We start from the raw sequence: 26,928 nt of genomic DNA on the forward strand, positions 1-26,928 counted from the left end.
GGATCAAACCTCGTAATTCAGAATATTGAACGCCCGGTAATACTTGTCGTCGTGCAGGCGCCCGAACAGATCAAGCGATGCCCCCGTCGCAAGTGCATGGGTATAGCTGCCAGGGAAGAACAGAACGGTCGGCTTGTCTTTTGCCGTGCTTTGCAGGTTGTTCAGCACATTGTGTGACCGGATATAAGGATAGACCTCTCCGACCCCGGACAAGAAAATAACATCGTGAGGAATCGTCTCGATGGCCTCGCCGATTTTTGGGATCAGGTTTGCCTTCGGATCCAGGACGGATTGGAGAAGCTCACGAAGCTCGGTCTTGTCGGTATCAGGCTCAATCTCCAGAACCTGGTCCAGAATGCCACGCTCTTCGAGAATGCCCAGTGACAGGTCATAGAGGCTCAGGTCAAGAACCGTGGTCCCAGCGTGTGTGATACGTGTGATCAGGTCTTGTCGGTCTTCCGCCATTGATAGCCCTTCTTCAGCGGGGAAGGGGCAAATGAAGAATGGCACTTCGTTGCCAAGCCCTTGCTTGGTCAGGAACCTCTGACTCGTGACCACCTTAAAGAGGTGTTCAGCTCGCTCTTTTCGGCTGATCGACTTGGTCATGACGCACCTCCCTCGCGTGCCAACCCGGGGAACAGGATTAAATCCTTGGGCGACTTCTTGACCAAAATCGACTTGAGGCGAGGAGAAACATAGGCAGACAAGATCCTGTTATCATTCGAGATGACATTTGCTTCGCGCATCATCCGGAAGAGGACTTGGCGCAGTTTCGCGCGCGTCGTCGGGCTGATCCCAGCAAGCCCTTCGTCCCATTCAGCCTTCGCGGAGAACAGTACATCGAAGCTATCGAGCGGCAGGTCCAGCTGGAAAGACAGGAAACGCTCATGGATGACTTCGGTCGCGAACTCCCGGACAAAACGGTATGCTCGACAGGCGGCAAGCCATAGCAATGCCTGCTGGTCCTGACGATCGGCGCCTTCAACCAGAAACTCGAGCTCTGCCTCGTCTAGCATTGAAATCCGGTTCACGATCTCACGAAGGGTGCGACGGCGGGAGGCGGCCTTTGGCAACGAGGTAACCCCTTCCTCCAGCGCACGGTGCAAGGTAACGTCCCACGCTTCTGTCGGGACATGAAGCCGGGCCACTTCCACACTTTCGTTCAGTAGCAGGCCGCCGGTGGCGAAGGACATCTTGTAGGGCTGATCTGAAGAAATCGTCATTGTGCAGTGCTTTCGGCGCGCGACGGAAAGTCGTCCCAGTAAATTTCCAAGTTATTGCCGCTTCCAAAGGGTTTAGGCAGACAGGGCCCGACGCTGCTTCTATGCGTTGTAGAATAGCAAACGTCAGACCTTGTCTGTCGCTTCGCGATCGCGCATGCCACCGGTCGAGCCCACTTCCAAAAATCGCTGCGGTTCACATGCCCACATCTGCCCACATTTTTCTAACTGTTCCAAGATGTTCAGCCCATGTCGACCACAGTCGACACAGGACAATCGCCCACCCGATCGGAAGGAGCAAGGGGCTATGGGCTGAATGTTTCGACTTCATCAAGCCTCTTGCCGAATGCTGTGGGGCGAAGCTCGATCCCGCGAGTTTCACGGCACATGCCGCAATGCGTCTGATGGGAACAAGCGTTGATGCGGTTTCACGGCAACTCGGCGAACCAAATCACATCACAGCTTAGAACCTATGGATTCTGCAAAGTACGACTTCGAGCCGATGCGCCAGAAAATCCCAGGCGGTGTGCCTGTCGGCTTACTGACGAGCAGACCGTGAACTTGCTGATGCGGTCGATCGCCACGAAGAGATACAGCTTGCTGTCAGCGCCTCGGCTTCGCCATAGAACTCGAACAAGTGGCGGAGCTTCGGCTCGATCGTCGCGCAGACGTGAGGACCTTGCTCCGCAGTAATCCATCCATTCCTACGAATGGGATCGCGCCATCAACCCGGGGGGGCAAACCCATAGGCCTGCTTGCGATCCATCGCAGATTTCCAGCAGGCAATGTGATATTTTCGACGATCGATGTCGGTCAGTGAAACGGTCCAGTCACGCTCCCCGCAAATGGCGCAAGTGAAGGGCGAGGCATCGCCCTGCCCCTGAGTCGTGGTCGGTTCATTTCTTTTGTCTGATACCCCCGCCCGACAACCGGCTAAAACCGGCAGAAAGGCTGTTTTGTCGTCCGCCGGGAGGCTTTCTGCCGGTTTTAGCCGGTTGTCGGGTACGCGCTTTGAATTTTCCCACTCTGCAGCGAGGTCCAGCCAACGGCTCATAATGCCCTCCACAGCCGAGGGTTAACGATATAAGAGAGGCTCGAGCGTCCCCCAGTGGTCTCGATGGAGCGACGGACCCAATCTGCCTGCTCCAAGATGCTGAACGCCTCCTCGATCGGCTTGGCCGACTGCATCCCGGACAGGCCGCGATGTTGAATGTCGCGAACCTTGAGGGAGCGAGGGCGCTCCTGCATTATGACCTGGGCAACGCGGCGGGCGTTCCGAATTTCCTGCGGTGGCGCTGCATTTCCGTAGGCACGTTCTGCGTGAAGGCGATAATGCTCGCCAACGAGATGGCAGGCGCGAGCGATATGATTAACGTCGATGCACTCGGGGGGAGCACCTTCCGCATCAAAAGCCCAATCCAAATGAGCCAGCACACAGGACAGGCGAACGGCAAGCCCAGGCATTTTTCCGATATGGCCCTTTAGAAATCCGTGAGAGCCCGCTTCCCACTTACGGCACTGCTCACGAAACTCCTGAAGCATATCGGCAGCTGCAACGGAGAAAGGAACCACGGCGGGTCGCGGACTACCTGAATCGCACTTGTCTGCGGGGATGTTCCGCAGCCGCTCAAGCGCATTTTGCAAGCGTTCGTGGTCAATTTTCGCGACCGGGCGTGAGAGCGGAACTGGATCAGGATAAACAGTCAAGAACCGAGCAAGCAGGCCGTCGTCATCAGTTTTGACCAGGAGACGATCCAGCTTGTCTGGCTGCGTCCCACCAAGCACAGAAACGCTCAGGTGGTCGACTATAATAGGTTCTGGGCTGCTCTTACGGTCGACGGTATAGGAGCGCCCACCATAGGCTTCCAACCAGAACGGGCGATCTCCACCTCCGTTGTATCGGTCCATACTGGACAACCAGCCGGCCAACTCATCGCGAAATAACAGCAAGCCCCGCCACGAGGCTGCCAGCAGTTCGGCCACCTTTTCCGTGGTGGCGTCGGAAATCCTAATCCGTTCGCGGACCGGGGGTGACCCCGCCTCTGCAACGCGAGGCTTCTCCGGCGGGTCTTCCCCATCAGAGATTGCCCGTTTGACATCAGACTTCCATTGAGATTGAGCTAGGCCAGCAATTTCCGCGTCTGCCTCCCAGTCTTTGCGAGAGGATTTGTATGTCTCGCTAAGACCGGCATCGATCTCTTTCACCGAGTCGAGAACTGCATCAAGAGCAGGGGATTTCCCGGCAGAAGGATCCCCCACAAGCATAGCCCAGATCACTGTGGGCTCTTTCCAGTCATCCCAAGGGGAGGCCCAGCGCGCATTGCTAATAACGGCGCTTGCTACAGCAATCAGCGACAGCGCCACGTAGTCCACTGGCGCTCCCTTGGCCTCAGCCGCGTCTTTGATCCACTTCGACCATGGCCCGAAGATGCACGCAAAGTCTGCATCCGAAAGCACAGGTGCGACCGGGCGGTTGGGTTTCAGCAGCGTAAAGTCAGGCTCAGGCCAATCGCTGCCGGCATCAAACGGGATCGGTTCAACGGGTTTGACGGGCGCGTTCATTATGCAGCCCCTTTCATGTTCAGAATGTCGTTCCAGTCGCGCCCTTCCGGCGCGGGAAGAAGGCTTACGGTCCAGCCCTGCGCGGAGGCTCTCGTTGCGAGGGAGTGCCCTGCGGCACGTCCGGCTTCATCTCCATCTGTGGCGACAGTCATCTCGCCTGGAACTTTGGGAAGATGGAGTGCAGACATGCCGCTGGCCGATAGCGCCCCCCATATCGTCGCCGGGGCTCGCAGAAGACCGCTGGCGAGACTCAGGGCGGTCTCCAGGCCCTCCGCTACAACAAGCGGCCCGGCGCCCTCAGCGAGCAGCACATGACCACCACGAGCCATGCCAAGCATGAGCTTATTTCCGCCCTCAAGAATGGCTTTTTGTCGCCCATCGGCACACAGATAGGTGCGATGAACAGCGAAGCCGTCACCATCGGCGATCCGAGCCACGAGCGCCGGATGGCGCTGGGCGCTCGGTCCATGCCAGCAAGAAGGATGGAAGCGCAGCGTCGGGGACAGCGCAGCAGTGATCCCCCGGCCCCGCAAGTATGTTTCCGCAAGCGTGCCTTGGATCGAATGCGCCTCATTCCAGACTTCTTGCGCCTGACGCGAACGCTTTTCGGCTTCGGCTTTCCGGTGATGCTCGCGCTGGGCAATGAGCGCCGGATCGCTCTGCGCAGGATCTCCAGGGAAAATCCGGGCCGCAGCCAGAATATCTCGGAAGTCGCAGCCAGTCTTCTTGCAGTTCAGCAACAGGCGGCCATTCGACCCATCTGCTAATGTCAAGGCATTCTGGGTTTTGCGGCCTTCGCTTTGGCATACTGGGCACGCGGCAGTGCCGTAGCGGCCATACCAGCTCCCATTCAGTGCGCGCGTGATGCGCTCAGCCGTTTCAATCATCTTTCCCTCTTTTTCGCGCCTCCCGCCAGCAGGTGGCAAGGAAAGCCGGGGCCTATTTTCACTCGAGCTCTAGACCGCTAGGCGGCAACTCGAACGACGGATTCGTGATTAAAATTGCCTCAGAAATAATGATCTGCGTGCTACGGCCGGGGCCGAGACACTGTCATAGAAGACGAGATCATCAGGAAAAATGTGTCTGCCAAGAGCAGTGTCTTGGGAACGCCATCACATAGGAAAATCTTCTCAGTGATTCCTTACTAGGGGCGTCAGTTTTTTCACGCAACTGTAAATTTGCGGGTCCCAACACGAGCCGATAAGCCCGCCATCGCACGATCTCCATCGTGCTCGCAATCCTGCATGCGCGAGGCTTGGCACACGCCTCTTAGCAGATGCGCCCTTATATAAAGGCAACAGCCAACCCCCGATCATGGTATGTAAGAACCGTCCCGTTTCCTCGCGCGCCTGGGCCTTGTTCTTGGCGCCGCGCACGACGATCTTCAATGTCTCGGCGAGCAAAGCTTTCTTCCGGTGAAGTAACATTCTCGGATGCATGGCGTATCCAGCGGCCAGCGGCGAAACCGCGCGCTCGCCATTCACTACCTCCAGTTCAAGGCGCGATTTGTGACCTGCATCATGATTGCTGCGTTATGACAGCGTCAGTTTTCTGCATTCTTGGAGGCGAGCAGAAGTCGGATCATAGCTTCCGTCGCCGCCCGATCTTCCGGGATGTGCCCTTAAATGGCAACGCGCTCAATAAGTTTCAGAAGATACGCGAGATCAGCGCCTTTTCCATATCGCTCGCGTTTCAGCGCGTGGCCAAACAGGTCGCGCCGGATCCGTTCATCAATCCCGGCCGCAAGCATCCGATCCTCGAAGCTGTGCCGTAGCCCATAAAGCGAGTGGTCGGATGTCTCGAGCAGGCCGTTTTCGCGCATGTATTTGTTCACCACTGCCGACAGGCCTGCACTATCGCGGTACCGCGGGAATCCCGCCGGACACTGACGCATCGCTTCCAAACTGACTCCAGCAAGCGGTATCACTCGCTCCGAGTGCACAGTCTTGAGCTTCCGACCCTCAGGGCGAATCTCGATGTAAGGGACCTCGGCCTCAAGATGTATATGATGCGGCAAGAGCCCCGCAATCTCGCTCGGACGGGCGCCGGTATTGACCATCGCGAGCACGATGCACCGAGCTTCCAAGTTGAGCCCATCGAGTGCGCCTGCTGCGAGGATCTTCTCTTTGATCCACTCCACAGAGAACGGGGGGCGCGTATTCTTCTTCCCTTCGTCTATCGTGAGCCCTTCTGTGCTGAACTTAAGCGTGATCGCTTTTGCACGCGCAACAGTCTTAACGATCGAACTCAGGTGGACGAGATCCTTATTGGCAGAGTTTGCGGATAGCCCTTCCTCCATGATCCTGTCCCACCACCAAGCACGAAAATCGTAAAGATCGGGCGTGGTGATCTCAGCAATATCCACATCACCATTTACACGGATGAAATTCTTGACGGCCTTCATCTTAGGGTTCTTCCAGCGCCGCACCTGATCTTCACTCTTCCCCGCCGCTTTAGGAGCAGCAATCTTCCAGTAGTGCTCAAGAGCACGCGAGACAGTGATCTTCGGTGGCTCCACACCACCAAGGAGCGCTTCCGCTTCAAGTGCGTCGATCTGGCCCTTTGAGTTCAGAACGCCCTCGACGCGATCGAGAACCTGATGAATCGGCAGCTTTGCGACCTTAGGCGCGGGCAGATACTCGAACCCACGGCGCGCGGAGAGTTCCCTAGCCGCCGCCAGACGCTCCTCGTAATCGTCGACGTTGCCGGCGAGCTTCGCCTCCCAGGCTCCGATCATGTCTGCCCATACGGTAACGGCTTTTTGGCGCGCCAAGCTTTCAGAGTCGGTCTTCAAAGAAATCCAAACATGATCTCGATACTCGATCGGACCATACCTCTTCGGAACCCGCTTCCGTATGTAGTAAGTACCTGAGCGCCTGATCAACTTCATGGAACACCTTTGAGCCAATGGAATCGCAAGTCTCTCAAGGAAATGTGCAGCAAAATGTGCAGCAAAATGTGCAGCAAAACAAGGATGCCGCAGACAATATAGCCCAGCAACATGAAAACAATGACGACTAAACAGCATGTTGTGCGTTTTCAAATGCGTGGATTGTGGCGGACGGGAAGGGATTCGAACCCTCGAGACGGTTCCCCGCCTACACACTTTCCAGGCGTGCGCCTTCGACCACTCGGCCACCCGTCCGCCGGCGGGTTTATCCGTAAAGCGGGGCGGGATGCAAGGGGCTTTCCAGCGGGCAACTCTTGCCTCTGTCCGGCAGCTTGCCTAACGTGGTCGCAGCCCACCACAAGCCTGAGTGGATCGCAAAGGACAGATGTCGATGAAGGATGCGCCACGGCTCGAAACTCCTCCCGCGCCAGCATCCCGCAGACGCGAACCGAGGCAGCTTACCAACGCGCTTCTGGGGATTATCGCCTTCGCGCTGGTATTGTTTCTGCTGGTCCAGGCCCGCTTCATCCTGATCTCACTCGCCATTGCGATCATCTTGTTTTCGCTGACTTCCGAGGCAATCAACGCGATCGCGCGACTACATATTGGGCCGGTTCGCATTCCGAACTGGCTGGCCTCGCTCGTCGCGCTTTTGCTGATCGCGTCAGGACTGCTGACAGCGTCAGCCGTGCTGCTTGCACAGGCAAACGAGGTCGTCACCATGGTGCTGGCCTACGCTGGCCCCGCGCAGCGCGCCATAGCCGCGATGTTTGGCTGGATGGGCGAGGATGTCGAGGCCGCGGTGCTCGACTCCATCCAGCAGATCGAGGTTGCGGGCTACCTGAGCACACTGGCCAGTCAGGCCTCGAGCCTGCTTTCGGCGGCGGTTCTGATCACGCTTTTCGTGGGTTTCCTGTTCGCCGAGCGGGTCTGGTTTCAGGCCAAACTGGAAAGCCTTCTGGGCGACCCTGCGCGGGCTCATAACGTTGCCGATATGGTCGGGCGCATCATGCGGCGCGTGAACCACTACCTGCTCGTCAAGGCGATGGTCTCGATCGTGACCAGCGTCATCGTTTACGGGGTATTCAAGGTCGGCGGCTTCGAGCTTGCATTGCCCGTCGCGGTGCTGACCTTCGCGCTCAACTTCATCCCCTCGATCGGCTCGATCATCGCTACCGGGATCGCGGGCCTCGCGGTTTATGTGCTGACGCAGGATGCCGCCGAGGCCTTGAGCGTCTTCGCCATCTGCGGACTGGTGCAATTCTTCATCGGCAATGTCATCGACCCGATGCTGATGGGCCGCGCGCTACGGCTTTCCTCCTTCGGCATCATCATCTCGCTCGCTTTCTGGGGCGCGATCTGGGGCCTGCCCGGCATGTTCCTGGCCGTGCCGATCATGGTGGCGCTGATGATCATCTGCACCCAATCGCCGACGCTGCGCCCGCTCGCGGTAATGCTCTCACGCGAGGGGCTTCCCGAAACCGAAGACTAAGCGGATCAGCGGCCTGCACCGTCGCCGCCGCCCCCATCACCACCATCGTCGGCACCGTCGTTGTCGGACAGCGCGGCGGTGTCTTGAATGCCTTCCAGCGGCTCTGGCGCTGCCGGCGGAACAGGTTCCAAGGGTGCCTTGGGTTTCGCAGCATTCGCCACCTCAGCGTCGGTGCGGCCAAGAAGCGCCTCAGGGTTACGCAGCCAGATGTCGCGCTGCGCGAAAGGAATCTCGATCCCTTCGGCGGCGAAACGCTCGGCAATCTGGTGGTTGATTTCCGAGAGCACGCGGATCTTGAAGTTGACGTCGGACAGGATCGTGCGGATCTCGAAATTCAGACTGTCGGCCCCAAAGCCGCTGAAAATCACGAAGGGCTCGGGCGACATCATCACCAGGGGCTGCGCCTGCGCAATCTCGAGCAAAATCTCGGAGACGCGACGGGTATCGGCCCCATAGGCCACGCCCACCGGCACGATCAAGCGCCCGGTCTTGTTGCCGCGGGTCCAGTTTGTCACCTGCCCCGAGACGAGATCGGCGTTCGGGACGATCACGTCGGTGCGGTCGAAGGTTTCGATGATCGTCGAACGCACCGAGATGGCTTTGACGACGCCCTGCTGACCGCCGACCTCGATCCAGTCGCCCTCGGAGACCGGCCGCTCGATCAGAAGGATGATGCCGGAAACAAAGTTCGATACGATGTTTTGCAGGCCAAAACCGATACCGACCGAGAGCGCACCGGCGACAATCGCAAGCGAGCTGAGGTCGATCCCCGCCGTGGCGACGGCGGCCATCCCGGCAAGGAATATCCCGACATAGCCAAGCCCCGAGACGATGGCATTTTGACCGCCCTTGTCGATGCTGGTCTTGGGCAGTATGCTGGTGCGCAAGGCGCGCTGCAGTATCCGGGTTGCTGCATAGCCGATCGAAAAGATGATCGCGAAGGTGATGAAGACCGAGGGTGATATCCGCACCCCGCCCAGATTGATCCCGTTGCGGAAAGTCACCCAGAGCTCAACCAGATCCTCGACCCGTGCGCCCCAGAAAAGCGCCAGGATCGGCATCGAGAGCAGCACGAGCATGAAGCCCATCAAAACCGGCACAAGGCTGTCGCGCCCTTCATTGCCGCTATCGGTCAGCAGCACGTATAGCTCGGCCAGGAACTTCTGAAGCACCAGGATCAAGCCAATCAGCAACAGGGTCTCGACCATCGGCCAGACAATCGCGTTGGCGGCGTTCACATAGCCGATGCCCCCAAGAAGCGGGCCAACCACACCAACCGCTAGTAGCAGGCTCCCCACGGCGCCCATGACCGAGGTCCGAAAGCTGCTTTCAGGGCATCCCGCGGCCTCGTTCTTCACGTGAACGCGCAACAGCTGCCCCAAGCGGAACAGCAGCGCGCCACCGAGGAGCAGAAGCGGAAACGCGAGGACGGCAAGGCCCGCATCTATATGTGCCGCAAGCAGGTTGACGGAATCGGAATCCCCCTGCGCCGTACGCATCGCGTTCTCGGCCTTCGCAACGACCCAATCGCCCAAGGGTGCCCAGATCGCCAGTACAAGCCCAAGGCTCAGCACGATCCGACGCACCTCGGGGCGCCGCTCGGGCGCAAAATGCAACGGTGCCTCGTACTTGGCACGCGAGGGGAATACGCGCCTGGCCAACCACGCGGCAAACAGCCCCATCAGCACGATGGAACCGATCACGCCCAGCAGCTCGTCCCAAAGCCTGCCGGCGAGGCCGGTTTGCGATGCGGCTACTAGAAGCAGGCTGAAGCCGACCATGGGCACGAGAATATGCCCGACAGACGCCATTTCCTCGATGACATAGCGGGCCCGGATCGATGCCTTGCCCAACAGCCAGGCCGACAGATCATTCATCCAACGCCTGCCCCGTGCCAGCAGCACCGAAGCAACCAGCACCAGGAGCGCGATCAGAGGCGCGCTTTCCGAGAACGTCCCGAACGATCCCTTCGCGGCGAACGTTTCTGCTGCCTCATCATATAGCTGCGCGCTGAGGGCAGCGACGATTTTCAGCCCGAAACCCCAGTTCACCGGGTTCAGTGGCGATGGCGAGAGCCGCAGCAGCTTGTCCGTCGCGCGGGCGCGCAATTCATCATCGATCTCGCGGATGATACCATCCGCATGGGTCGCAGCTTCAACGGCGGCAAGGCCCGGCGCCTGCAACTTGGTCAGCGTATCGTGCAGTTCCGCCCGACGTTCGGCGATCGCAGTGTCTTCGGTTTCCCCATCCGCTGGCACCGGGCCAAGCGCGGCAATCTGCTCGCGCACCGTCTTGATCTCTGACGCATTCGCCCCCTGCGCGGCCAGGAACTGCTTGCGCCAATCGACCATGGCGACCCGCAACGCGGTCAGCCGCTGATCGTTCGCCGTGCCCTCGGCGACGATGTGCTGCGCCTCCTCGGCGGCTTTATCCCAGGTCTTGTAATCGGGCAGCTTCACATCCTGCGCAGCCAGCGGCAGCGCGACGAACATTGCCACAAGCCATATACGCAGAAAGCGAAGGATCATCCCTCAAAGACCTCCGGAACCTCTCGCCCCGCACCGTCGAGCCAGCTCGGAACCGGCAGGTTCTTGGCCTTGAGGAAATCGGGGTTGAACAGCTTGGACTGGTAGCGCGTACCGTAGTCGCACAGGACGGTCACGATGGTGTGCCCCGGTCCCATTTCGCGCGCCATGCGGATCGCGCCTGCAATGTTGATCCCCGACGAGCCGCCAAGGCAGAGTCCCTCGTCCGAGAGCAGGTCGAACACGATCGGCAGCGCCTCGGCATCGGGGACGTTGAAGCTCATGTCCGGGGTGAAGCCCTCAAGGTTCGCGGTAACGCGGCCCTGCCCGATCCCCTCGGTGATCGATGAGCCCTCGGATTTCAGCTCACCCTTGGTGTAGAAGTTGTGCAGCGCCGCGCCATCGGGATCGGCCAGCGCGATCTTCACGCCCTTGGGTTGCAGCGCCATGCCGACGCCCGCGAAGGTGCCGCCCGAGCCGACCGAGCAGACAAAGCCGTCTACGTTGCCGCCGGTCTGGTCCCAGATCTCGGGGCCGGTGGTTTCGACATGCGCCTGCCGGTTGGCCACGTTGTCGAACTGGTTGGCCCAGATCACGCCGTTCGGATCGGTCTTGGCCAGTTCCTCGGCCAAACGTCCCGAGTAGCGCACATAGTTGTTCGGGCTCGCATAGGGCGCGGCCGGAACCTGCACCAGTTCTGCGCCTGCCAGACGCAGCATGTCTTTCTTTTCCTGGCTCTGCGTTTCGGGGATGACGATCACCGTGCGGAAACCCATCGATGCGCCCACGAGCGCAAGGCCGATGCCCGTGTTGCCCGCCGTACCCTCGACAATCGTGCCGCCAGGCTTGAGCTGCCCGCGCGCGATCGCATCGCGGATGATGAACAGCGCGGCGCGGTCCTTGACCGACTGACCGGGGTTCATGAACTCGGCCTTGCCAAGAATCTCGCAGCCCGTCAGTTCCGAGGCTTTCTTAAGCCGGATCAGAGGCGTGTTGCCAACGGCCCCGGCCAGATCCTTGCAAATCCGCATGATGTCTCCCCTCGTGCTCTGACGTCTGTCGCCCAGACTTAGGCCGCATCCGCGCCCGCCTCAAGCCCCCAAGCAGGAAGTCGCTTGGGGTCGGGGCAGCTTAGCCCTTGATCCCGGCCTCTGCGCGCAGGGCCGGACGCTGCCGCGCCAGCCATAGCGCCAGCACAAGCAGCGGGCCGTTATCGGCCTCGCCGGTCTCGATCAGATGCATCAATTCGTCGAACGAGATCAGGTGCGGGCGGATGTCTTCGCCCTCGGCCTCGACCCCGCCGGGGCGCCCTGCCCCGTCAGGCAGATCGGCCAAACCAACGTAGCAATAGAGATATTCGCTCTTGGCGCCCGGCGAGGGGTAAAAGCTTGGCGCGGCAATCAGGCGGCTTAGCGTGATCCCCGCCTCCTCCCCGGCCTCGCGCAGGGCGGCCTGTTCGGGTGTTTCGGTCGGATCGACCCGACCTGCGATGGGTTCGATCAGCCAGGGGTTCGTGTCGCCCCGCGCCATCGGCCCCACACGGAACTGCTCGATCAGCAGCACGCGGTCGCGCAGCGGGTCGTAGGGCAAAACCACCGAGGCATCGCCCGAAACAAAGGCCGCGCGTTCAAGCGTCCGGCTCATGCCACCCGCGAAAAGGCTGTGCTGAAGGTCGTACTCCTCGACCGCGAAAAACCGCGCATAGGCGGGGGTATGCTTGTGGATCGCCAGATCACCCGCGCCCACAGAGCGTCGCAGTTCGGCGGGTTTGACCCCGCGCGCCCGCAGGCGAGACGCCGCGCGCACAAGCATCATCGGATAGCGCGCCAAGGCACGTTCGGGGGTAATGTGGCCCATTCCCGCCATGAAGTCCTGCGCGGCCTCGGTGGCGATGTCCCCCCAGATCGCTGTCCATGCCTCCTGATTCCACTCAGCACCCGGCAGCCAGCGCCCATCAGACAGATAAACCTGCGCCTCGCATTCCGTTCCCGTTGCATTGCGCACCGTGCGAATGACGGGCGTAAAACCGGCCTCGTAATAATTGAGGCGCTCGGCTTCGGAGGCACTGACGCTTACCAAAACACCGCGTGCGCTGCCTTCGCCTTCAACAAGGATCGGAAAGCCAAGATCATGCGCGCCGTCGCTTGCCATGTGGACGCGAAACCCCGCAAGGGTGGCGGCCTGCATCCGGGGCTCTCGCCCCATCACCGCACGCAAAAGCGGCACGTGGCATAACGTGCCGTAGAAAAAATACTGGATTTCCAAGTTGCTGCCCGAGGGTATTACCCCGCCCCTGTCGCCTCTGGGGCGCGGGCCAGCGATCAGGGCCAGCGACGCGCCGCGTATTCCGACAACATAGCGCTGACCATCCCGCCGATAAAGAGCAGCAAGATCACGTCAAGGCGCACAAGCGAGATCCCGATCGAGATTCCCTCGGCGATGACCCCGACGATGGCGTCGACCGGGCCGTCGTAACGCATCCGCAGCGCCTTGGTCATCATCTGCTGCGTCCCGAGGAAGAAGAGCACATAGAGCCCGAGGTAGAATGCCGCGCGTCCGCCCAGCCCGAAGACCTGAGGCCAGCCCTTGCCGCTCTGCATTCCCAGCACCCGCCAGCCGATGATGACACCGCCCGAAATCGCGAAAGGCAGCAGGCCAACGGTCCGCACCCCCGCCGGAAGCCAATTGAGGACCAAGGACACGAACAGGAACGCCAAGGCGCTCATCCCCAGCACCCCGACCAGCTTTGCCGCGGTCGGTAACTGCATCGTACTGTTACGCACTACTACTCGTTGCATCTAAGCGAATCCGAATTTGTCCCAAGATAAAGACAATCTGGGTTATCGCAGCGGAATGTGGCACAAATTTGGAGTTTATCCGCGCAATCCCTGATAGGCGGCAAGGGCTCGGGCGCGCCCCGCGTCCAGCGCCACCAGCCGTTCGGGATAGACCGCATCGGGGGTCACCCGCCAACTCCGTGGAACGGCAGAGAAAAAATCGCGCGCGGGGTCGGGCGGGTTGCGCTGTCCCTCGGCCAGAAAGCGGTTCCGGTAGGTGCCTTCCGGGTCGAATTTTTCTGCCTGCCCCGCCGGATTGAAGATGCGAAAGTACGGTGCAGCGTCGGGTCCCGAGCCCGCGACCCATTGCCAGCCCATCGCATTCGACGCCGGATCCCAGTCAATCAGGCACTCCTGAAACCAGCGCAAACCAACGCGCCAGTCGGTCAGCAGGTGCTTGGTCAGATATGAGGCCGCGATCATCCGCGCGCGATTATGCATAGTGCCGGTGGTGAACATCTCGCGCATGGCGGCATCGACGAAGGGCTCCCCGGTCATGCCCCGGCGCCAAGCCTCTGCATCCGCGTTGTCGCCGCGCCAGGGAAACGCATCCCATTCGGCGCGCCAGTTCGCGCGCGCCATCTCGGGGAAGTGGTAATAGAGATGCCAGGCGAATTCACGCCAGACCAATTCCTTGAGGAAGGTCTCGGCACCGGGCGCGCCCTCGTGCAGGCGCCGCCAGGCGGCATGCCAGATTGTGCGGGGGCTGATCTCGCCTAGCGTCAGATTCTCGGAGAGTCCCGAGGTGCCGGGCTTCGCCGGGAAATCGCGATCCTGCGCATAGGCATCGAGGCGTTCCTCGAGAAACCGCGCCAGTCGCTCCAAAGCGCGGGCCTCGCCGACCTGCGCGAAATTTCTGACGATCCGCGCACCGCGGTTCATGGCAGCCCCCAGATGCCAATCGGCCAACCGCTCGCTATGCGGCCAGCGCGCCGGAGCCTCCAGCTGCTCGACCGCTGGCAGGACGGGCGCCAAGGCCCGCCCCTGCACCGCGCGCCAGAACGGAGAATACACCCGGTAAGGCCCGCCACCCTTAGTCTCAACCTCCCATGGCTCAAACAGCAGATGGCCGGGAAAGCTGCGCGCCAGATGCCCCTGCGCGCGCAGGGCGGACTTGACCGCGCTGTCGCGCAAGCGCGCTTCGGGGTCATAGAGGCGCGACCAGTGCACGCCCTCAGCGCCGGTTTCAGCAATCACGCTGCGCAGCACCTCCAGCGCCGGACCGCGCCGCAAGATCAGCCGTGACCCGAGGCCTTCCAGCGCGCGTGCGAAGGCCGCGAGCCCCTCCCCCAAGCGCCATTTCGGGGCCGCGCCAAGCGCCTCGGCCTGCGGATCAAGGATAAACAGCGGCACGATCGGGCGGCCCGCCGCAACGGCGGCCTGAAGTGCGGGATGGTCGTGCAGACGCAGATCGCGCCGGAACCAGATGATGAGCGGTGCCTTGTCCATGACGCCTCCTGCCCCCGCAACATATCGCGCGCCCACGCCTTTTCCAGCCGCCCTATCGGATGACTGCGTCTTGCAGGCGGCCGGAGCCACCCCTATATTGCCCTTGTTCGGGCTTGCCCGGGCTATGGACATAAACGCGCATGAAATAAGCGGATCGGACCCGGGGGCGGTACCCGGCGGCTCCACCAAACTTCCCTCGTTGGGGGCGATTGGGGCCGAAATAGGATCGACGAACGTCTAAAGATGTTTGCTTTGTCTCGGTGAGCTACCACCGTTATCGGTGCAAATTGTACAGTTGCCAACGACAACCGTGCTCCGGTCGCTCTTGCTGCGTAAGCAGTTCGGGTTACCGAAACTTAAGTCCTTACGCTTAGCCGCCTAAGGCGGGGCCCGCAGGAGCCTGGCAACAGAATCCTGCACCTTCCCCCCTCAAAGCCAGCGCCGATTAACGCGTCCTCAACCTTCCTGCCGCAGGATCGGTCGAAACAGAGCTGGAGGGTTTCGATGGACAAACTCGCATTCTTGCAAAACTGGTTCCAGCGCGTCTGGATCGACGGCGACCTCGACGCGATCGGCGAGTTCTTCACGCCCAACTCGCAGGCGGCCGGCGTCATGCAGGGCCTCGACCTGCGCCCGGAAGATTTCGAAGAGCTGATCCCCGCCCTGATGCGGATGATGTCCTCGCCCACGGTCACGATTCTGCGCCACCTGGAGACCGATGACTGGCTCTGGGCGCTGCTGGTGGTGCGCGCGAAGACGGCCGATACACTCGCGCCCATCGAGTTCACAGCGCAGGTCGCAATGCGTTTTGACGATGGCCGCATCGCCGAGGCATTCAACCATTTCGACCTGCTGAGCTTCTTCGAGCAGCTTGGCGTACTGCCGCCCGAGGCGATGGCGCTTTTCCTCTCCGGTGAGTCGCTGGCCTGACATTACGGGCCTTCCGGTTTGAATAGTTCGGCCCCCCTTCCCTTGCGCGGCGAATCTCCTATGCTGAGCCAAACACCAAGGAAGGCCCGGATGACGCGCAGCATTGATTATGGCAACCTCATGCATCGCGCGATGCGCGGTCTGATCCAGGATGTCCTGACGGATATCGCCGAAAACGGGCTGCCCGGCGCGCATCACTTCTTCATCACCTTCAACACGCGCCACCCCGACGCCGAATTGGCCGACTGGCTGCATGATCGTTATCCTGAAGAGATGACCATCGTCATCCAGCACTGGTTCGACAATCTCGAGGTGGACGACGAAGGCTTTGGCATCACGCTGAATTTCGGCAATGCGCCAGAGCCGCTCTATGTCCCCTATGACGCGATCACCACCTTTGTGGACCCCTCCGTCGAGTTCGGTCTGCGCTTTGAGACGCAGGAATATGACGACGAGGATGAGGAAGACGAAGAGCCCGAGCCCCCGCAGGAGCGTGGCGATGCCGAGGTTGTAAGCCTCGACAAGTGGCGCAAATAGCGTAGTAATCCGCCCGAAGGTGACCCTGCGTCACTCAGCTAAGGTGCGGTGCGAGTATGAACAATATTGCGCTTTTCCTCGGGCAGGCAATCCGCCGTCCGTCGCAGATCTCCGCAGTCGTTCCATCGTCCCGGCGTCTGGCGCGGGCGATGGTGCGATCACTGGGCGCTGACACCGGCCTCGTTGCCGAACTCGGCCCCGGAACCGGCAACATCACCCGCGAGATTCTGGCCCGCGGGGTTGCCCCTGCCGACCTGACGCTATTCGAACTGAACCCGGTCTTCTGCCATCGCCTCGCCGCGCAATTCCCCGGTGTCCGGATCGAGAATCGTCCCGCTCAGGACATGGCCGCCATCGGGGTCGAGAACCTCGGCGCCATCGTTTCCAGCCTGCCGCTGCTGTCGATGCCCGCCGCGCTGCAACACGCCATCCTGCGCGCCTGTCTGGCCGCGCTGGCCCCGCATGGCCGGATCATCCAGTTCACCTATGGCCCGCGCCCGCCGCTCGACCCGCAGGTCCAGCACGATCTGGGCCTGGCCGTGCATCGCGGCCCGCAGGTCTTGCTGAACATGCCGCCCGCGCGGGTCTATTCCTACACGCGCCACCAAGTTGGTATACCGCCGCATACTGATTGCAAAACAGCGTCAGGCACCTTATGACGCAGGGTGAAATTCATCGCAGCATTGGAACGGAGGCCCAGCCATGACCGCGACCCGCACCGAGACCGACAGCTTCGGCCCGCTCGAAGTCCCCGCCGACAAGTACTGGGGCGCCCAGACCCAACGCTCGATCATGAACTTCCCGATCGGCTGGGAACGTCAGCCGGTTCCGATCATCCGTGCGCTCGGCGTGATCAAGAAGGCCTGCGCGCTGGTTAACAAGGCCCAGGGCGACATGACCGCCGAGATCGCAGATGCGATCGCCGCCGCCGCGACCGAGGTGATCGAGGGCAAGTTCGACGACAACTTCCCGCTGGTGGTCTGGCAGACCGGCTCGGGCACCCAATCGAACATGAACGCCAACGAGGTGATCTCGAACCGCGCCATCGAAATGCTCGGCGGTGTCATGGCGTCGAAGAAGCCGGTGCACCCGAACGATCACTGCAACATGGGCCAGTCGTCGAACGACACTTTCCCGACCGCGATGCACGTCGCCATCGGCATGCAGGCGCGTGACGTGCTGCTGCCCGGCCTTGAAAAGCTGCACGCGGCCCTTGCCGCGAAGGCCGAGGAATTCAAGGACATCATCAAGATCGGCCGCACCCACACGCAGGACGCCACGCCGCTGACGCTCGGCCAAGAGTTCTCGGGCTACGCCAAGCAGGTCGAGCGCGGGATCGAGCGCGTGAAGATGTGCCTGCCCCATATCTACGAACTGGCGCAGGGCGGCACCGCCGTCGGCACCGGCCTGAACACCCGTGTGGGTTGGGATACCCGCGTCGCAGCCCAGATCGCCGAGATCACCGGCCTGCCCTTCGTCACCGCGCCGAACAAGTTCGAGGCGCTCGCCGCCCATGACGCGATGGTGATGTTCTCGGGCGCGCTCAAGACTGTCGCCGCCTCGCTCTTCAAGATCGCCAACGACCTGCGCCTTCTGGGTTCCGGCCCGCGTTCGGGTCTGGGCGAGCTGATCCTGCCGGAAAACGAGCCGGGTTCGTCGATCATGCCGGGCAAGGTCAACCCGACCCAGGCCGAAGCGCTGACCATGGTCTGCGCCCATGTCATGGGCAACGACGCCGCGGTCGGTTTCGCCGGCTCGCAGGGCCACTTCGAGCTGAACGTCTACAACCCGATGATGAGCTACAACGTGCTCCAGTCGATGCAGCTGCTGGGCGACTCGGCCTCGGCCTTCACCGACAACATGGTCGTGGGTACCCAGGCGAACACCGCCCGCATCGACAAGCTGATGAAAGAGTCGCTGATGCTGGTGACCGCGCTGGCGCCGACCATCGGCTACGATGCCGCGACCAAGGTCGCCAAGACCGCGCACAAGAACGGCACCACGCTGAAGGAAGAGGCCATCGCGCTTGGCTATGTGGACGCGGAAACCTTCGACCGCATCGTGCGCCCCGAGGACATGATTGGCCCGAAAGGCTGATTACGCCTGACCTGTTTCGAAAGGGCGGCCCCCGGGCCGCCCTTTTTCGTTGCGCGCCATCACTCGACGACCCGCAGTACCTCCCAGTAGTTCGAGCCAGAGACGACGTGCTCGCTCATCTTGCGGCCCCAGTCGGCGTGCATCTTGATCGAGTTGAGCTTGGCGAAGATGCCGTCCAACTCGGTCAGATCCTTCACGTGGATCTCGCTTTCAATCTCGGATTCGCAGGCGCCAACGGACCCCGTCAGAATCCGTTCCTGCGACACGTCGAGCCCGGTTTGTGGCCCGACTTGCTCCTGCCACTCTTTCAGCAGGTCGATCACGGTCTGTTTGTAACCAAATTTCGCTTTGACATGCCAACGCGCTACCATCATGAGAAGTCCCTCCCTTGATTGACTTGACCTCATGCCCGGCTGGCGTTCTTGTCGGTGTGAGAAATCCGCCCCGCGGTTATCCTACACCCGACACGCCTTTCCTGCGAGTCTGCGACCCAACCCAACCCGAGGCCACGCCCGTGACCGGCAAAATCGTCAATCTCAACACCGCCCGCAAACAGGCCGATCGCGCCAAGAAACGCGCACAGGCCGATGCCAATTCAGCGAAATTCGGGCGCACCAAGGCACAGCGCAAGCTCGAAGAGAGCGAGGCCGACATGGCGCGCAACAAGCTTGAGCAGCACAGGCGCGACGAGGAATGAGCCGGCCGCGCAAACGCTCGCTGACGCTTGAGGGGCACCGCACCTCGGTCTCGCTCGAGGATGAATTCTGGGCGGCCTTCCGAGAGATCGCCGAAGCCGAGGGCAAGGGGCTGAACGAACTGGCCGCCGAGATCGACACCGCGCGCGGGGTGGATACCGGGCTGGCGACGGCGATCCGCCTTTACGTTCTGCGCGTGCTGCGGGCTAGGCTTCCTCGGGCATAGCCGAGCGCACGGCGGCTTCGCAATGCGCAGCCAGCAGCTTGCGAGAGGGGAAATCAGCCACATCGACGGGTTCGTGAAACACGACCTCGACCTCGCCCTGCCGGGGCGCCGCGAGGATCTTGAGCAGGTGCGGGCCGAAATCCATCTTGCCCCACCAGCCGTAAAACCGCGGGTCTTCGCCTTCCGGTGCGCGGTAGATCACGGTGACGGGCTGGATCTGCATGACCTTCTCAAGCCCGTGGCTGTAGAAGGCCGCAAACAGCGTGGGCTTGAAGGGCAGCACGCGGCGCGCATCGGTCGAGGTGCCCTCGGGGAAGAACAGCAGGTGGTGTCCCGCGCGAATGCGGTCCTCGAACAACTGCTGCTGCGCCTTGGCCTCGCGCGGATCGCGGCGGATGAAGACGGTGCCGGTTGCACGCGCGAGCCAGCCGATGCCGGGCCAGTTCGCCACCTCGGACTTCGCGACAAAATAGACCCTCTGACAGGCGTTGAGTGCGAAAATATCGAGCCAGGAGCCATGGTTGGCCACGACGGCCCCGATATGCTCCATCGGAGTGCCGCGCACACGGTAGCGGATACCCATGATCGGGAAGGCGCTGCGGCAGACGGTGGTCGTGATCGAAGGCGTCCAGGGCCGCGCCTCACGGAACAGCGGGCGCTCGATCAGCCGCACGAAGAGCAGCAGCATCAAGCCGCCGTAGGTCACCACCCCCAGAACGCTGCCGCGCAGCAGCGCGCGCAACCATCCGACCGGGCCAATGCCCCGGGCCTCGGGCTCGGTCGCGTCATCCCAGGTGCTCACGCGCGGCCCTCGTGGCGACGGGTGTAGAAATCCAGATGCTTTTCGCTCATGGCCTTGGTGTCCATCAGCAAGAGGACGTCGGTCGTGTTGAACGGCGCGTCGATAAAGGCGCCCTCGCCCACGAAGCCGCCAAGGCGCAGGTAGGCGCGGATCAGCGTCGGCATCGCGGCCATCGCGGCTTTGCGGTCCAGTTGATCCTCGGGCACGAGGTCCATCGGCTGGAAATGCTCCGCCCGCGCGCGCGGACGCAACGCCTCGGGGGCAAGGTGATGGTAGTGCAGCCAGGCCAGCGGCATACGCAGGGGCTCCGGGTCGATACCGTGGAACGAGGCCACGCCGAACAGGATCTCGATCTCATTGGCCAGAACATAGTCGGCCAGCGCATTCCACAGCAGCAGCATCGAGGCCCCGCCGCGATAGTTCGGGTGCACGCAGGAGCGGCCAAGCTCCAGCAGCTTGCGGCCCGAGGCACGCAGCTTGCTCAGGTCATATTCAGCATCGCAATAGAACCGCCCGAACTGCTCGGCCCGATCCGACGGCAGCAGCCGATAGACGCCGACCACATGTTCGAGCGCGGCGGCATCGCGGCTCGGGTCCACAAGGATCAGGTGATCATAGACCTCGTCGAACTCATCCCGTTCCAGCCGGTTTTCGTGGTCAACCAGCGGCCCGTCGCCGCCCAGTTCCTCGACGAACACCGAGTAGCGCAGCCTTTGCGCGGCCATCAGGTCTGACGGCTCCGTCGCAAGGCGGATCTGATAATGTGCGGATTCCGCGGCCATGCGTCCCTGCCCCAAAGCGTCTGCGAAGTTTTACGGCAGAGCCGCGCCGAAATGCAACGCCGCAGAGCGAACCAAACGCAGCGTCGCAGAAGACACACGCATCGGCTGTTTCCTGGCCCCTTCGGCGTTAACCCTTTGTCAACCCTGATCGGGCAAAACGAGCATCAACTGCACCCGACGCCCGTCGATAACCTGTTTGCCGGCATGTTCGAAATTGACCGTGATCCTGTCGCCGATGCGCGACTGTACCTGCCCGACGCCCCAGTCGGAAGCCAGCGGATTACGTACCAACATGCCCGGCTCAAGAAATTCGTTCATCCTGACCTCACTTTCGGAAAGAGCCATGCCGCTTGAGACATCCGCCCCCATGGCAGACCCGCAGACCGATCTTGTGGCTCTGGTCGGATCGCGACTCTGCCATGACCTTATCAGCCCTTTGGGGGCGATCGGCAACGGGGTGGAGCTGCTCGCCATGTCCGGCGCCCCGGCAAGCCCGGAAATGGAGCTGATCGCCGAAAGCGTGCGCGCCGCGAACACGCGAATCCGGTTCTTTCGCATCGCCTTCGGCCAGGCCCTGCCCGAACAGCACGTCAGCCAGCGAGAGATTCTGACGATCCTCGACGACATGGCGCGCTCAGGCAGGATGCGCGTGCGATGGGAGATCGCCGGCGACTTGCCCCGGCAAGAGGTCAAGCTGGCCTTCCTGGCGATCCTGTGCCTCGAAACTGCCCTGCCGCGCGGCGGGGATGTCGTCATCACCCTGTCCGTGGACAGCTGGCGCGTTACGGCTCAGGGCCCCCAGATCCGAACCGAGCCGGGACTATGGGCACAGCTTGCGGCAGATCCGGGCACCCTGCCCCCCGCCCAGGTGCAGTTCGCGCTCTTGCCGCGCGAGGCAAGACTGGCCGGGCGCACCCTGAGCCATGAAATCGGCGACAGCCGCGCCGTGCTGTCGTTCTAGAAATGAAAAGCCCCGCCGAGGCGGGGCTTTGGGTCACTTGCGGCAGGTGCCGTTCCCGGTGACGAGGTATTTGAACGAAGTCAGCTGTTCCGCCCCCACCGGCCCGCGCGCATGGAGCTTTCCGGTCGCGATGCCGATCTCGGCGCCCATGCCAAACTCGCCCCCATCAGCAAACTGGGTCGAGGCGTTGCGCATCAGGATCGCGGAATCGAGCCGCTGGAAGAAGCGCACGGCGGCGGCATCATCCTCGGTCAGGATCGACTCGGTATGCTGCGAGCCATAGCGGCGGATATGCGCGATCGCCCCATCCACCCCGTCGACGATCTTCGCCGCGCAGATCATGTCGAGAAACTCGTGCCCGAAATCGTCCGGGGCGGCGGCCACGGTGCCGACGACGTTCAGCAGATCGCCCTCGGTGCGCACCTCGACCCCGGCCTTGACCAGATCCTCGACCAGAACCGCGCCGTGCTTGTCATAGAAGGCGCGGTCGATCAGCAGGCATTCCATCGCGCCGCAGATCCCGGTGCGGCGGGTCTTGGCGTTCAGCACGACCGCGCGGGCCTTCTCGAGATCCGCAGCGCCATCGGCATAGACGTGGCAGATGCCTTCGAGATGCGCAAAGACCGGCACGCGCGCCTCGGCCTGCACGAGGCCGACTAGCCCCTTGCCCCCGCGCGGCACGATCACATCGATATGGGCGACGGCCTTGAGCATCTCGGCCACAGCCGCGCGGTCGCGCGTCGGCACCAGTTGGATTGCCGCCTCGGGCAGCCCGGCAGCCCGTAGCCCCTCGACCATGCAGGCATGGATCGCGCGCGACGAATGGAAGCTTTCCGAGCCGCCGCGCAGGATCACGGCATTGCCCGCCTTGAGGCAAAGCGCCCCGGCATCCGCCGTCACGTTCGGGCGCGATTCATAGATCACGCCGATGACGCCAAGCGGCGTGCGCACGCGCTGGATATGCAGCCCCGTCGGGCGATCCCATTCCGACAGGATCTGCCCCACCGGGTCGGCCTGCGCAGCAACGGCCCGCAGCCCATCGACAATCGATTTGATCCGGCCTTCGTCAAGCGCGAGGCGATCCATCATCGCCGGGCTGAGGCCCTTGTTCGCGCCAAAGGCCATGTCCTCGCCATTGGCGGCCATGATCTCGACCCGACGCGCCCAAACGGCATCGGCGGCGGCCATCAGCGCTGCTTCCTTCGCGGCCGATGGTGCGAAAGCCAGCTCGGCCGAGGCGGCGCGCGCGGCACCACCCAGTTGGTCGATCAGGGCTTTGGCATCAATCTGGTCCGTCATGGAGGGCTCCTCTATCTTCGCCCTCCGTATAGGCCCTTGGGCCCCTTGGCGGCAAGCGTTCAGCTTGTTCGGGTCTGGCGGATCACCTTGGCGGCCAACACAAGCCAGGGCGCGCCGTGCAGCAACAGGTCAAACCAGTCGAGCGGACGCACCAGCGTGCCAGCGGCAAGCATCTTGAGCTTTTCCCAGACGTGCGGCTCGGGCGTAAAAGGCGCAAGGCCCAGCAGGAGCGCGAAAATCAATGCATGACCCAGCGAAATTCTATCAAGAAACGCTGCGAACATGGCCACCTTCATTCTGGGGAAGAAGTGGCGCGGTTGACGGGGCTCGAACCCGCGACCCCCGGCGTGACAGGCCGGTACTCTAACCAACTGAGCTACAACCGCGCATTTCACGGCCGGGGCGATCAGGAGATGGCGCGGTTGACGGGGCTCGAACCCGCGACCCCCGGCGTGACAGGCCGGTACTCTAACCAACTGAGCTACAACCGCAGCACCATCTCCCGGATCGCCATCCGGGCGTGGGGGGTGTATTACGCAGCCCCGCGCGCGCCGTCAAGCGGCACTGTGAGAAAAGTTTCGCAAAACCCGAACGCACTGCGACCATGGTCCGCGAGGGGTTGCGGCAAGCAGAACAAAACGACGCGTTTTCCGTATCTTGCGCCTATCGCGGGGGCGCCGGAATGAATTCGGCATCGTCGCCAGGCGGTAACTGGAACCGTCCGTGCGTCCAATCGCCCGCGCGCCAGGCCTCCTTGGCGGCCTCGATCCGGTCTTTCGACGAGGCCACGAAGTTCCACCAGATGTACCGTGGGCCTTCAAGCGTCGCACCACCAAGCAACAGGATTCGCGCGCCCGCCTCCCCTGCGCGCAGCGCGACCTGATCGCCGGGGCGAAAGATTAGCAGCCGCCCGGACTCGAATCGTTGGCCCGCAACCTCGACCACGCCCGAAAGCACATAGACCGCGCGATCCTCGTGATTGTCGGGCAAGGGCAGCGCGGCACGCGGCTCCAGCGCCGCATCCGCCATGAACATCTCCGAGGGCAGATCAAGCGGCGTGCGCGCGCCCCATGCATCGCCCAACACAAGACGTACCTTCTTCCCTTCAGCCTCCAGCAGCGGCTGTTCCGCGCTTGGAACATGGTCGAAGCTGGGCAGTCCATCTTCAAGCGCCTGCGGCAGCGCAACCCAGATCTGCACCCCCGAAAGTGTCTGGCCGCTCTCGCGCACCGGACCATCTGTCCGCTCTGAATGGGTAATGCCGTGGCCCGCGCTCATCCAGTTGACGGCGCCTGGAGTGATCCACTGATCCGAGCCAAGACTGTCGCGGTGATGCAACCGCCCGGCGAAAAGGTAGGTCACCGTCGCGAGACCGATGTGCGGATGCGGGCGCACGTCGATCCCCTGCCCGCTCAGAAACTCGACCGGCCCGAACTGGTCGAAGAAGATGAATGGACCGACCATCTGACGCTTGGCTGAGGGTAACGCGCGCCGCACCTCGAACCCGCCAAGATCGCGCGCGCGGGGAACGATGACCGTTTCGATCGCATCCACCGAGTCGCCGATCGGTATCCTTGGGTCGAGTAACGGGTTCCAGCTCATCTGCGCCTCCTGTTCCCAAACAGGATAGCGCGGAATGCCCGCGCGCCAAATTCGCGACCGCGAACAGCAACGGCGCGTGGATGCACGGGAAAGGGGGAGATGGTGGGTGATGAGAGACTCGAACTCCCGACATCCTCGGTGTAAACGAGGCGCTCTACCAACTGAGCTAATCACCCGGCGCGGCACTTCTAGCCCGCACCGCCACGCCTGCGCAAGCCCCCTGACGAGGTTATCCAGCGCATTCTGAAAGGCCCCAGGAAGCTGCTCGGCGCACATCCACAGATCGGCGCGCACACGCTTGAGCCGCCGGCCCTTATCCTCATTGGCCTTCGTCGGGCTTACCGCTGACGCGCCCATCATTCCGTCTTCGCGGCACCACTTTGGCACGGCCAAATAGCCGTCCGCCTGATCCGACACGCCCATGGTTCGGGCTTTGGCGAAGCCGTCTTTTCAGGTGTCCCGCGGAGCGCTTCGGAAAACGCGCCCAAAGTCTCCTTGGGTTGGCAGAGCGTTTCGTGCATAAATTCAGAAAGTAACCTGCGGTGGAATTTGCATGAACAATGTCTCGCGTAGCATCACGCATAGGCGAACGGAGCACGCTGTTTCCGTCGACGAGGTTGTTGACTATCGCAGCTTTGCTGAACCGCTTCTGCCGGTTGCGGAAGCTTCTGTTACCCAACTCCAGCCAGGGGCCAGCCCCTCGAACCTTGCGATCTTTTCATCCGACAAGGTGTCCGTTCTGGGCTTGACGCATCACGCGGCCTCGGTGGGCGTCGTGATCATCAATCCGGATTGTTATAGCTTCATGTGGTGGGATGGCCCCGAAGAATGCCGGATCAATGGCGAACTGGCGGAGCAGCAGGTTCTCTATGCTCAGGGGCATCAGGACGGCTTCCATGCGGCGGGCGGCATTCGCCGGACAACCGGGATCTCGGTGCGCCGAGATCATCTTGCCTCGACGCTCGCGGCGCTGAAAGGGGTTCACACTGAGGACATCCACCTCGACCGTTCCGCCCTCCGGCTAACGGCAGAGGGCGCGCGCAGATTCCGAAACGATATGGATGCGCTGATGAAATCCGCCATCCTGTCCGAGCAGGCGCTTGGGCCCGATGCGCCGAACGCGAGCATGAGCGAAGCGTTCCTGGGCGTGCTGATCGACGCTTACATGAATGCCACGCCCGAAAAGGACCCCTACGCGCGCAGCAGGGCGCCCGAGCAGATCGTTCGAAAAGCCGAGGAACGCTATTACGAAGCGGAGGGGCGCCCGATCTCCCTTGCTGATCTTTGCGTCGCCGCAGGTGTCAGCCAGTCTGCGCTCTATCGTGCGTTTCATTCGGTATACGACGTTGCGCCACTTGCCTACTTCCATAAACGGCGGCTGACCGATGCGCGGCGGCTGCTGCTCAAGGCCCCCCTTGATCGGGGGGCGGTCAAGAACGCAGCGCTTTCGGTTGGGCTGACTGAAATGGGGCGGTTTTCCCGCGATTACCGTCAGTTGTTCGGGGAGACACCCTCGGCCACGTTAAGCAGGGACTGGCACTGAACTACGGGAAAGCTGCACCGAGCTGCAACGGCGAGCATGGATTCCTTCATGGCGGAATTCTGGAAAAATCTGCATACTGACTTTTGCAGACCCCATGGAGGGGAGTGATAGCATCGATACCACCAGGGCACGCAAGTGCTTGAACCAAACGGAGGATCGTATAGCGCAGTCCGGAACAGGGAACCGATGAAGGAGCACGCCATGCGACCATGTTGCAGGGTGCAATTGTTGTCCGAAGTTGTGTTCCTTTCTTGATCTGCAAATAGCCGCCCGTTCAGCAACACTTCCAAAGCCCGGATCGAACGCTTCCGATTTGACCAATTGGCGAAGGTCGCCTCCTACGGAAAATCGGTCTGGGAATGTGAAGCGACGGGGGTTTACGATGCAAACGAAGAGCCACAACCTGAATAGCCCCGCGTTTTCTAGACGCCTTCGGGTCTCAGTTTCCGCTGCCGTTCGAACTCGACGGGCGACAGCAT

General features: G+C 61.9%; 27 protein-coding genes, 4 tRNA genes and 1 other RNA gene. 10 read left to right on the plus strand and 22 right to left on the minus strand.

Annotation, left to right across the window (positions count from 1 at the left end):
* Positions 1 to 3: 3 nt before the first annotated feature.
* The 7 genes from KTQ37_RS14805 to KTQ37_RS14835 all read right to left on the minus strand — a co-directional run bounded on the left by KTQ37_RS14805 (position 4) and on the right by KTQ37_RS14835 (position 6,927).
* A complete protein-coding gene (locus KTQ37_RS14805; RefSeq protein WP_218631290.1) occupies positions 4 to 606 on the minus strand; it encodes a DUF1788 domain-containing protein in 603 nt (200 codons plus the stop codon).
* Positions 603 to 1,193 carry a DUF1819 family protein gene (locus KTQ37_RS14810; protein ID WP_236021256.1) on the minus strand — a complete coding sequence of 197 codons (591 nt, stop codon included), beginning with the start codon at positions 1,191 to 1,193 and terminating at the stop codon, positions 603 to 605. The genes KTQ37_RS14805 and KTQ37_RS14810 overlap by 4 nt, the downstream gene beginning before the upstream one ends.
* Positions 1,194 to 1,944: 751 nt before the next feature.
* A complete protein-coding gene (locus KTQ37_RS14815) occupies positions 1,945 to 2,274 on the minus strand; it encodes a hypothetical protein (RefSeq protein ID WP_218631292.1) in 330 nt (109 codons plus the stop codon).
* Complete coding sequence (locus KTQ37_RS14820) at positions 2,271 to 3,782, minus strand: YfjI family protein (protein ID WP_218631293.1); 1,512 nt, start codon at positions 3,780 to 3,782, stop codon at positions 2,271 to 2,273. Before KTQ37_RS14820 ends, KTQ37_RS14815 begins: the two co-directional genes overlap by 4 nt.
* Positions 3,782 to 4,669 carry a DUF7146 domain-containing protein gene (locus KTQ37_RS14825; protein ID WP_218631294.1) on the minus strand — a complete coding sequence of 296 codons (888 nt, stop codon included), beginning with the start codon at positions 4,667 to 4,669 and terminating at the stop codon, positions 3,782 to 3,784. Before KTQ37_RS14825 ends, KTQ37_RS14820 begins: the two co-directional genes overlap by 1 nt.
* A 734-nt stretch (positions 4,670 to 5,403) precedes the next feature.
* The gene (locus KTQ37_RS14830) at positions 5,404 to 6,672 is read right to left on the minus strand and encodes a DUF6538 domain-containing protein (protein ID WP_218631295.1); all 1,269 of its coding nucleotides are present in this window, start codon (positions 6,670 to 6,672) and stop codon (positions 5,404 to 5,406) included.
* 165 nt (positions 6,673 to 6,837) lie between these two features.
* Positions 6,838 to 6,927 (minus strand) — tRNA-Ser (locus KTQ37_RS14835).
* A 112-nt stretch (positions 6,928 to 7,039) separates the two neighbouring features.
* Between KTQ37_RS14835 and KTQ37_RS14840 the strand changes: the two genes are divergently transcribed.
* Positions 7,040 to 8,164 carry an AI-2E family transporter gene (locus KTQ37_RS14840; RefSeq protein ID WP_263848059.1) on the plus strand — a complete coding sequence of 375 codons (1,125 nt, stop codon included), beginning with the start codon at positions 7,040 to 7,042 and terminating at the stop codon, positions 8,162 to 8,164.
* Positions 8,165 to 8,169: 5 nt separating this feature from the next.
* Here KTQ37_RS14840 and KTQ37_RS14845 read toward each other — a convergent pair whose 3' ends face one another.
* The 5 genes from KTQ37_RS14845 to KTQ37_RS14865 all read right to left on the minus strand — a co-directional run bounded on the left by KTQ37_RS14845 (position 8,170) and on the right by KTQ37_RS14865 (position 14,975).
* Positions 8,170 to 10,692 (minus strand): DUF3772 domain-containing protein, encoded by a 2,523-nt coding sequence (locus KTQ37_RS14845; protein WP_218631296.1) that lies wholly within the window; start codon positions 10,690 to 10,692, stop codon positions 8,170 to 8,172.
* Positions 10,689 to 11,720: a cysteine synthase A gene (locus KTQ37_RS14850; RefSeq protein WP_218631297.1), complete on the minus strand. Its 1,032-nt coding sequence runs from the start codon at positions 11,718 to 11,720 to the stop codon at positions 10,689 to 10,691. Before KTQ37_RS14850 ends, KTQ37_RS14845 begins: the two co-directional genes overlap by 4 nt.
* Positions 11,721 to 11,820: 100 nt before the next feature.
* Positions 11,821 to 12,954 carry an NUDIX domain-containing protein gene (locus KTQ37_RS16975; protein WP_328799742.1) on the minus strand — a complete coding sequence of 378 codons (1,134 nt, stop codon included), beginning with the start codon at positions 12,952 to 12,954 and terminating at the stop codon, positions 11,821 to 11,823.
* 56 nt (positions 12,955 to 13,010) lie between these two features.
* On the minus strand, positions 13,011 to 13,487 hold the full coding sequence (locus tag KTQ37_RS14860; protein WP_218631299.1) for a TrgA family protein: 477 nt from the start codon (positions 13,485 to 13,487) through the stop codon (positions 13,011 to 13,013).
* Between the two features lie 75 nt (positions 13,488 to 13,562).
* On the minus strand, positions 13,563 to 14,975 hold the full coding sequence (locus KTQ37_RS14865) for a cryptochrome/photolyase family protein (RefSeq protein WP_218631300.1): 1,413 nt from the start codon (positions 14,973 to 14,975) through the stop codon (positions 13,563 to 13,565).
* Between the two features lie 66 nt (positions 14,976 to 15,041).
* Between KTQ37_RS14865 and ssrA the strand changes: the two genes are divergently transcribed.
* The 5 genes from ssrA to fumC all read left to right on the plus strand — a co-directional run bounded on the left by ssrA (position 15,042) and on the right by fumC (position 18,539).
* Positions 15,042 to 15,396, plus strand: a transfer-messenger RNA (tmRNA) gene (ssrA, locus tag KTQ37_RS14870).
* An 83-nt stretch (positions 15,397 to 15,479) separates the two neighbouring features.
* Complete coding sequence (locus KTQ37_RS14875) at positions 15,480 to 15,905, plus strand: ester cyclase (RefSeq protein WP_218631301.1); 426 nt, start codon at positions 15,480 to 15,482, stop codon at positions 15,903 to 15,905.
* Between the two features lie 90 nt (positions 15,906 to 15,995).
* Positions 15,996 to 16,442 (plus strand): SspB family protein, encoded by a 447-nt coding sequence (locus KTQ37_RS14880; RefSeq protein WP_218631302.1) that lies wholly within the window; start codon positions 15,996 to 15,998, stop codon positions 16,440 to 16,442.
* 56 nt (positions 16,443 to 16,498) lie between these two features.
* Positions 16,499 to 17,101 (plus strand): class I SAM-dependent methyltransferase, encoded by a 603-nt coding sequence (locus KTQ37_RS14885; RefSeq protein WP_218631303.1) that lies wholly within the window; start codon positions 16,499 to 16,501, stop codon positions 17,099 to 17,101.
* A gap of 43 nt (positions 17,102 to 17,144) precedes the next feature.
* Positions 17,145 to 18,539 (plus strand): class II fumarate hydratase, encoded by a 1,395-nt coding sequence (gene fumC / locus KTQ37_RS14890; RefSeq protein ID WP_218631304.1) that lies wholly within the window; start codon positions 17,145 to 17,147, stop codon positions 18,537 to 18,539.
* 59 nt (positions 18,540 to 18,598) lie between these two features.
* Here the strand turns inward: fumC and KTQ37_RS14895 are convergent, their stop codons facing one another.
* Positions 18,599 to 18,913 (minus strand): hypothetical protein, encoded by a 315-nt coding sequence (locus tag KTQ37_RS14895; protein WP_218631305.1) that lies wholly within the window; start codon positions 18,911 to 18,913, stop codon positions 18,599 to 18,601.
* Positions 18,914 to 19,053: 140 nt separating this feature from the next.
* On the opposite strand from KTQ37_RS14895, the gene KTQ37_RS14900 reads away from it, so the two are divergent.
* Positions 19,054 to 19,236 (plus strand): DUF4169 family protein, encoded by a 183-nt coding sequence (locus KTQ37_RS14900; RefSeq protein ID WP_218631306.1) that lies wholly within the window; start codon positions 19,054 to 19,056, stop codon positions 19,234 to 19,236.
* Positions 19,233 to 19,460 carry a ribbon-helix-helix domain-containing protein gene (locus tag KTQ37_RS14905; protein ID WP_218631307.1) on the plus strand — a complete coding sequence of 76 codons (228 nt, stop codon included), beginning with the start codon at positions 19,233 to 19,235 and terminating at the stop codon, positions 19,458 to 19,460. The genes KTQ37_RS14900 and KTQ37_RS14905 overlap by 4 nt, the downstream gene beginning before the upstream one ends.
* Here KTQ37_RS14905 and olsA read toward each other — a convergent pair.
* The 3 genes from olsA to KTQ37_RS14920 all read right to left on the minus strand — a co-directional run bounded on the left by olsA (position 19,441) and on the right by KTQ37_RS14920 (position 21,362).
* Complete coding sequence (olsA, locus tag KTQ37_RS14910; RefSeq protein ID WP_301653780.1) at positions 19,441 to 20,262, minus strand: lyso-ornithine lipid O-acyltransferase; 822 nt, start codon at positions 20,260 to 20,262, stop codon at positions 19,441 to 19,443. The two genes, KTQ37_RS14905 and olsA, sit on opposite strands and share 20 nt — an antisense overlap.
* Positions 20,259 to 21,044 carry an L-ornithine N(alpha)-acyltransferase gene (olsB, locus tag KTQ37_RS14915; protein WP_218631308.1) on the minus strand — a complete coding sequence of 262 codons (786 nt, stop codon included), beginning with the start codon at positions 21,042 to 21,044 and terminating at the stop codon, positions 20,259 to 20,261. Before olsB ends, olsA begins: the two co-directional genes overlap by 4 nt.
* Before the next feature lie 138 nt (positions 21,045 to 21,182).
* The gene (locus KTQ37_RS14920) at positions 21,183 to 21,362 is read right to left on the minus strand and encodes a DUF3553 domain-containing protein (RefSeq protein ID WP_218631309.1); all 180 of its coding nucleotides are present in this window, start codon (positions 21,360 to 21,362) and stop codon (positions 21,183 to 21,185) included.
* Between the two features lie 49 nt (positions 21,363 to 21,411).
* Here KTQ37_RS14920 and KTQ37_RS14925 point away from each other — a divergent pair, with 49 nt between their 5' ends.
* Positions 21,412 to 22,005 (plus strand): histidine phosphotransferase family protein, encoded by a 594-nt coding sequence (locus KTQ37_RS14925; protein WP_218631310.1) that lies wholly within the window; start codon positions 21,412 to 21,414, stop codon positions 22,003 to 22,005.
* 33 nt (positions 22,006 to 22,038) lie between these two features.
* On the opposite strand, the gene KTQ37_RS14930 is transcribed toward KTQ37_RS14925, so the two are convergent.
* The 6 genes from KTQ37_RS14930 to KTQ37_RS14955 all read right to left on the minus strand — a co-directional run bounded on the left by KTQ37_RS14930 (position 22,039) and on the right by KTQ37_RS14955 (position 25,082).
* On the minus strand, positions 22,039 to 23,304 hold the full coding sequence (locus KTQ37_RS14930; RefSeq protein WP_218631311.1) for a glutamate-5-semialdehyde dehydrogenase: 1,266 nt from the start codon (positions 23,302 to 23,304) through the stop codon (positions 22,039 to 22,041).
* A 59-nt stretch (positions 23,305 to 23,363) separates the two neighbouring features.
* The gene (locus KTQ37_RS14935) at positions 23,364 to 23,588 is read right to left on the minus strand and encodes an RND transporter (protein WP_218631312.1); all 225 of its coding nucleotides are present in this window, start codon (positions 23,586 to 23,588) and stop codon (positions 23,364 to 23,366) included.
* Between the two features lie 25 nt (positions 23,589 to 23,613).
* Positions 23,614 to 23,690: transfer RNA gene (locus tag KTQ37_RS14940), tRNA-Asp, on the minus strand.
* Positions 23,691 to 23,718: 28 nt separating this feature from the next.
* Positions 23,719 to 23,795: transfer RNA gene (locus tag KTQ37_RS14945), tRNA-Asp, on the minus strand.
* Between the two features lie 172 nt (positions 23,796 to 23,967).
* Positions 23,968 to 24,906 (minus strand): pirin family protein, encoded by a 939-nt coding sequence (locus KTQ37_RS14950; RefSeq protein WP_218631313.1) that lies wholly within the window; start codon positions 24,904 to 24,906, stop codon positions 23,968 to 23,970.
* A gap of 100 nt (positions 24,907 to 25,006) precedes the next feature.
* A tRNA-Val gene (locus KTQ37_RS14955) sits at positions 25,007 to 25,082 on the minus strand.
* A gap of 377 nt (positions 25,083 to 25,459) precedes the next feature.
* On the opposite strand from KTQ37_RS14955, the gene KTQ37_RS14960 reads away from it, so the two are divergent.
* Positions 25,460 to 26,449: a helix-turn-helix transcriptional regulator gene (locus KTQ37_RS14960; protein WP_218631314.1), complete on the plus strand. Its 990-nt coding sequence runs from the start codon at positions 25,460 to 25,462 to the stop codon at positions 26,447 to 26,449.
* Positions 26,450 to 26,928: the final 479 nt, after the last annotated feature.

The sequence above is a fragment of the Sedimentimonas flavescens genome (assembly GCF_019264375.1).
In the GTDB taxonomy this organism is placed as follows: Bacteria; Pseudomonadota; Alphaproteobacteria; order Rhodobacterales; family Rhodobacteraceae; genus Rhodobacter; species Rhodobacter flavescens.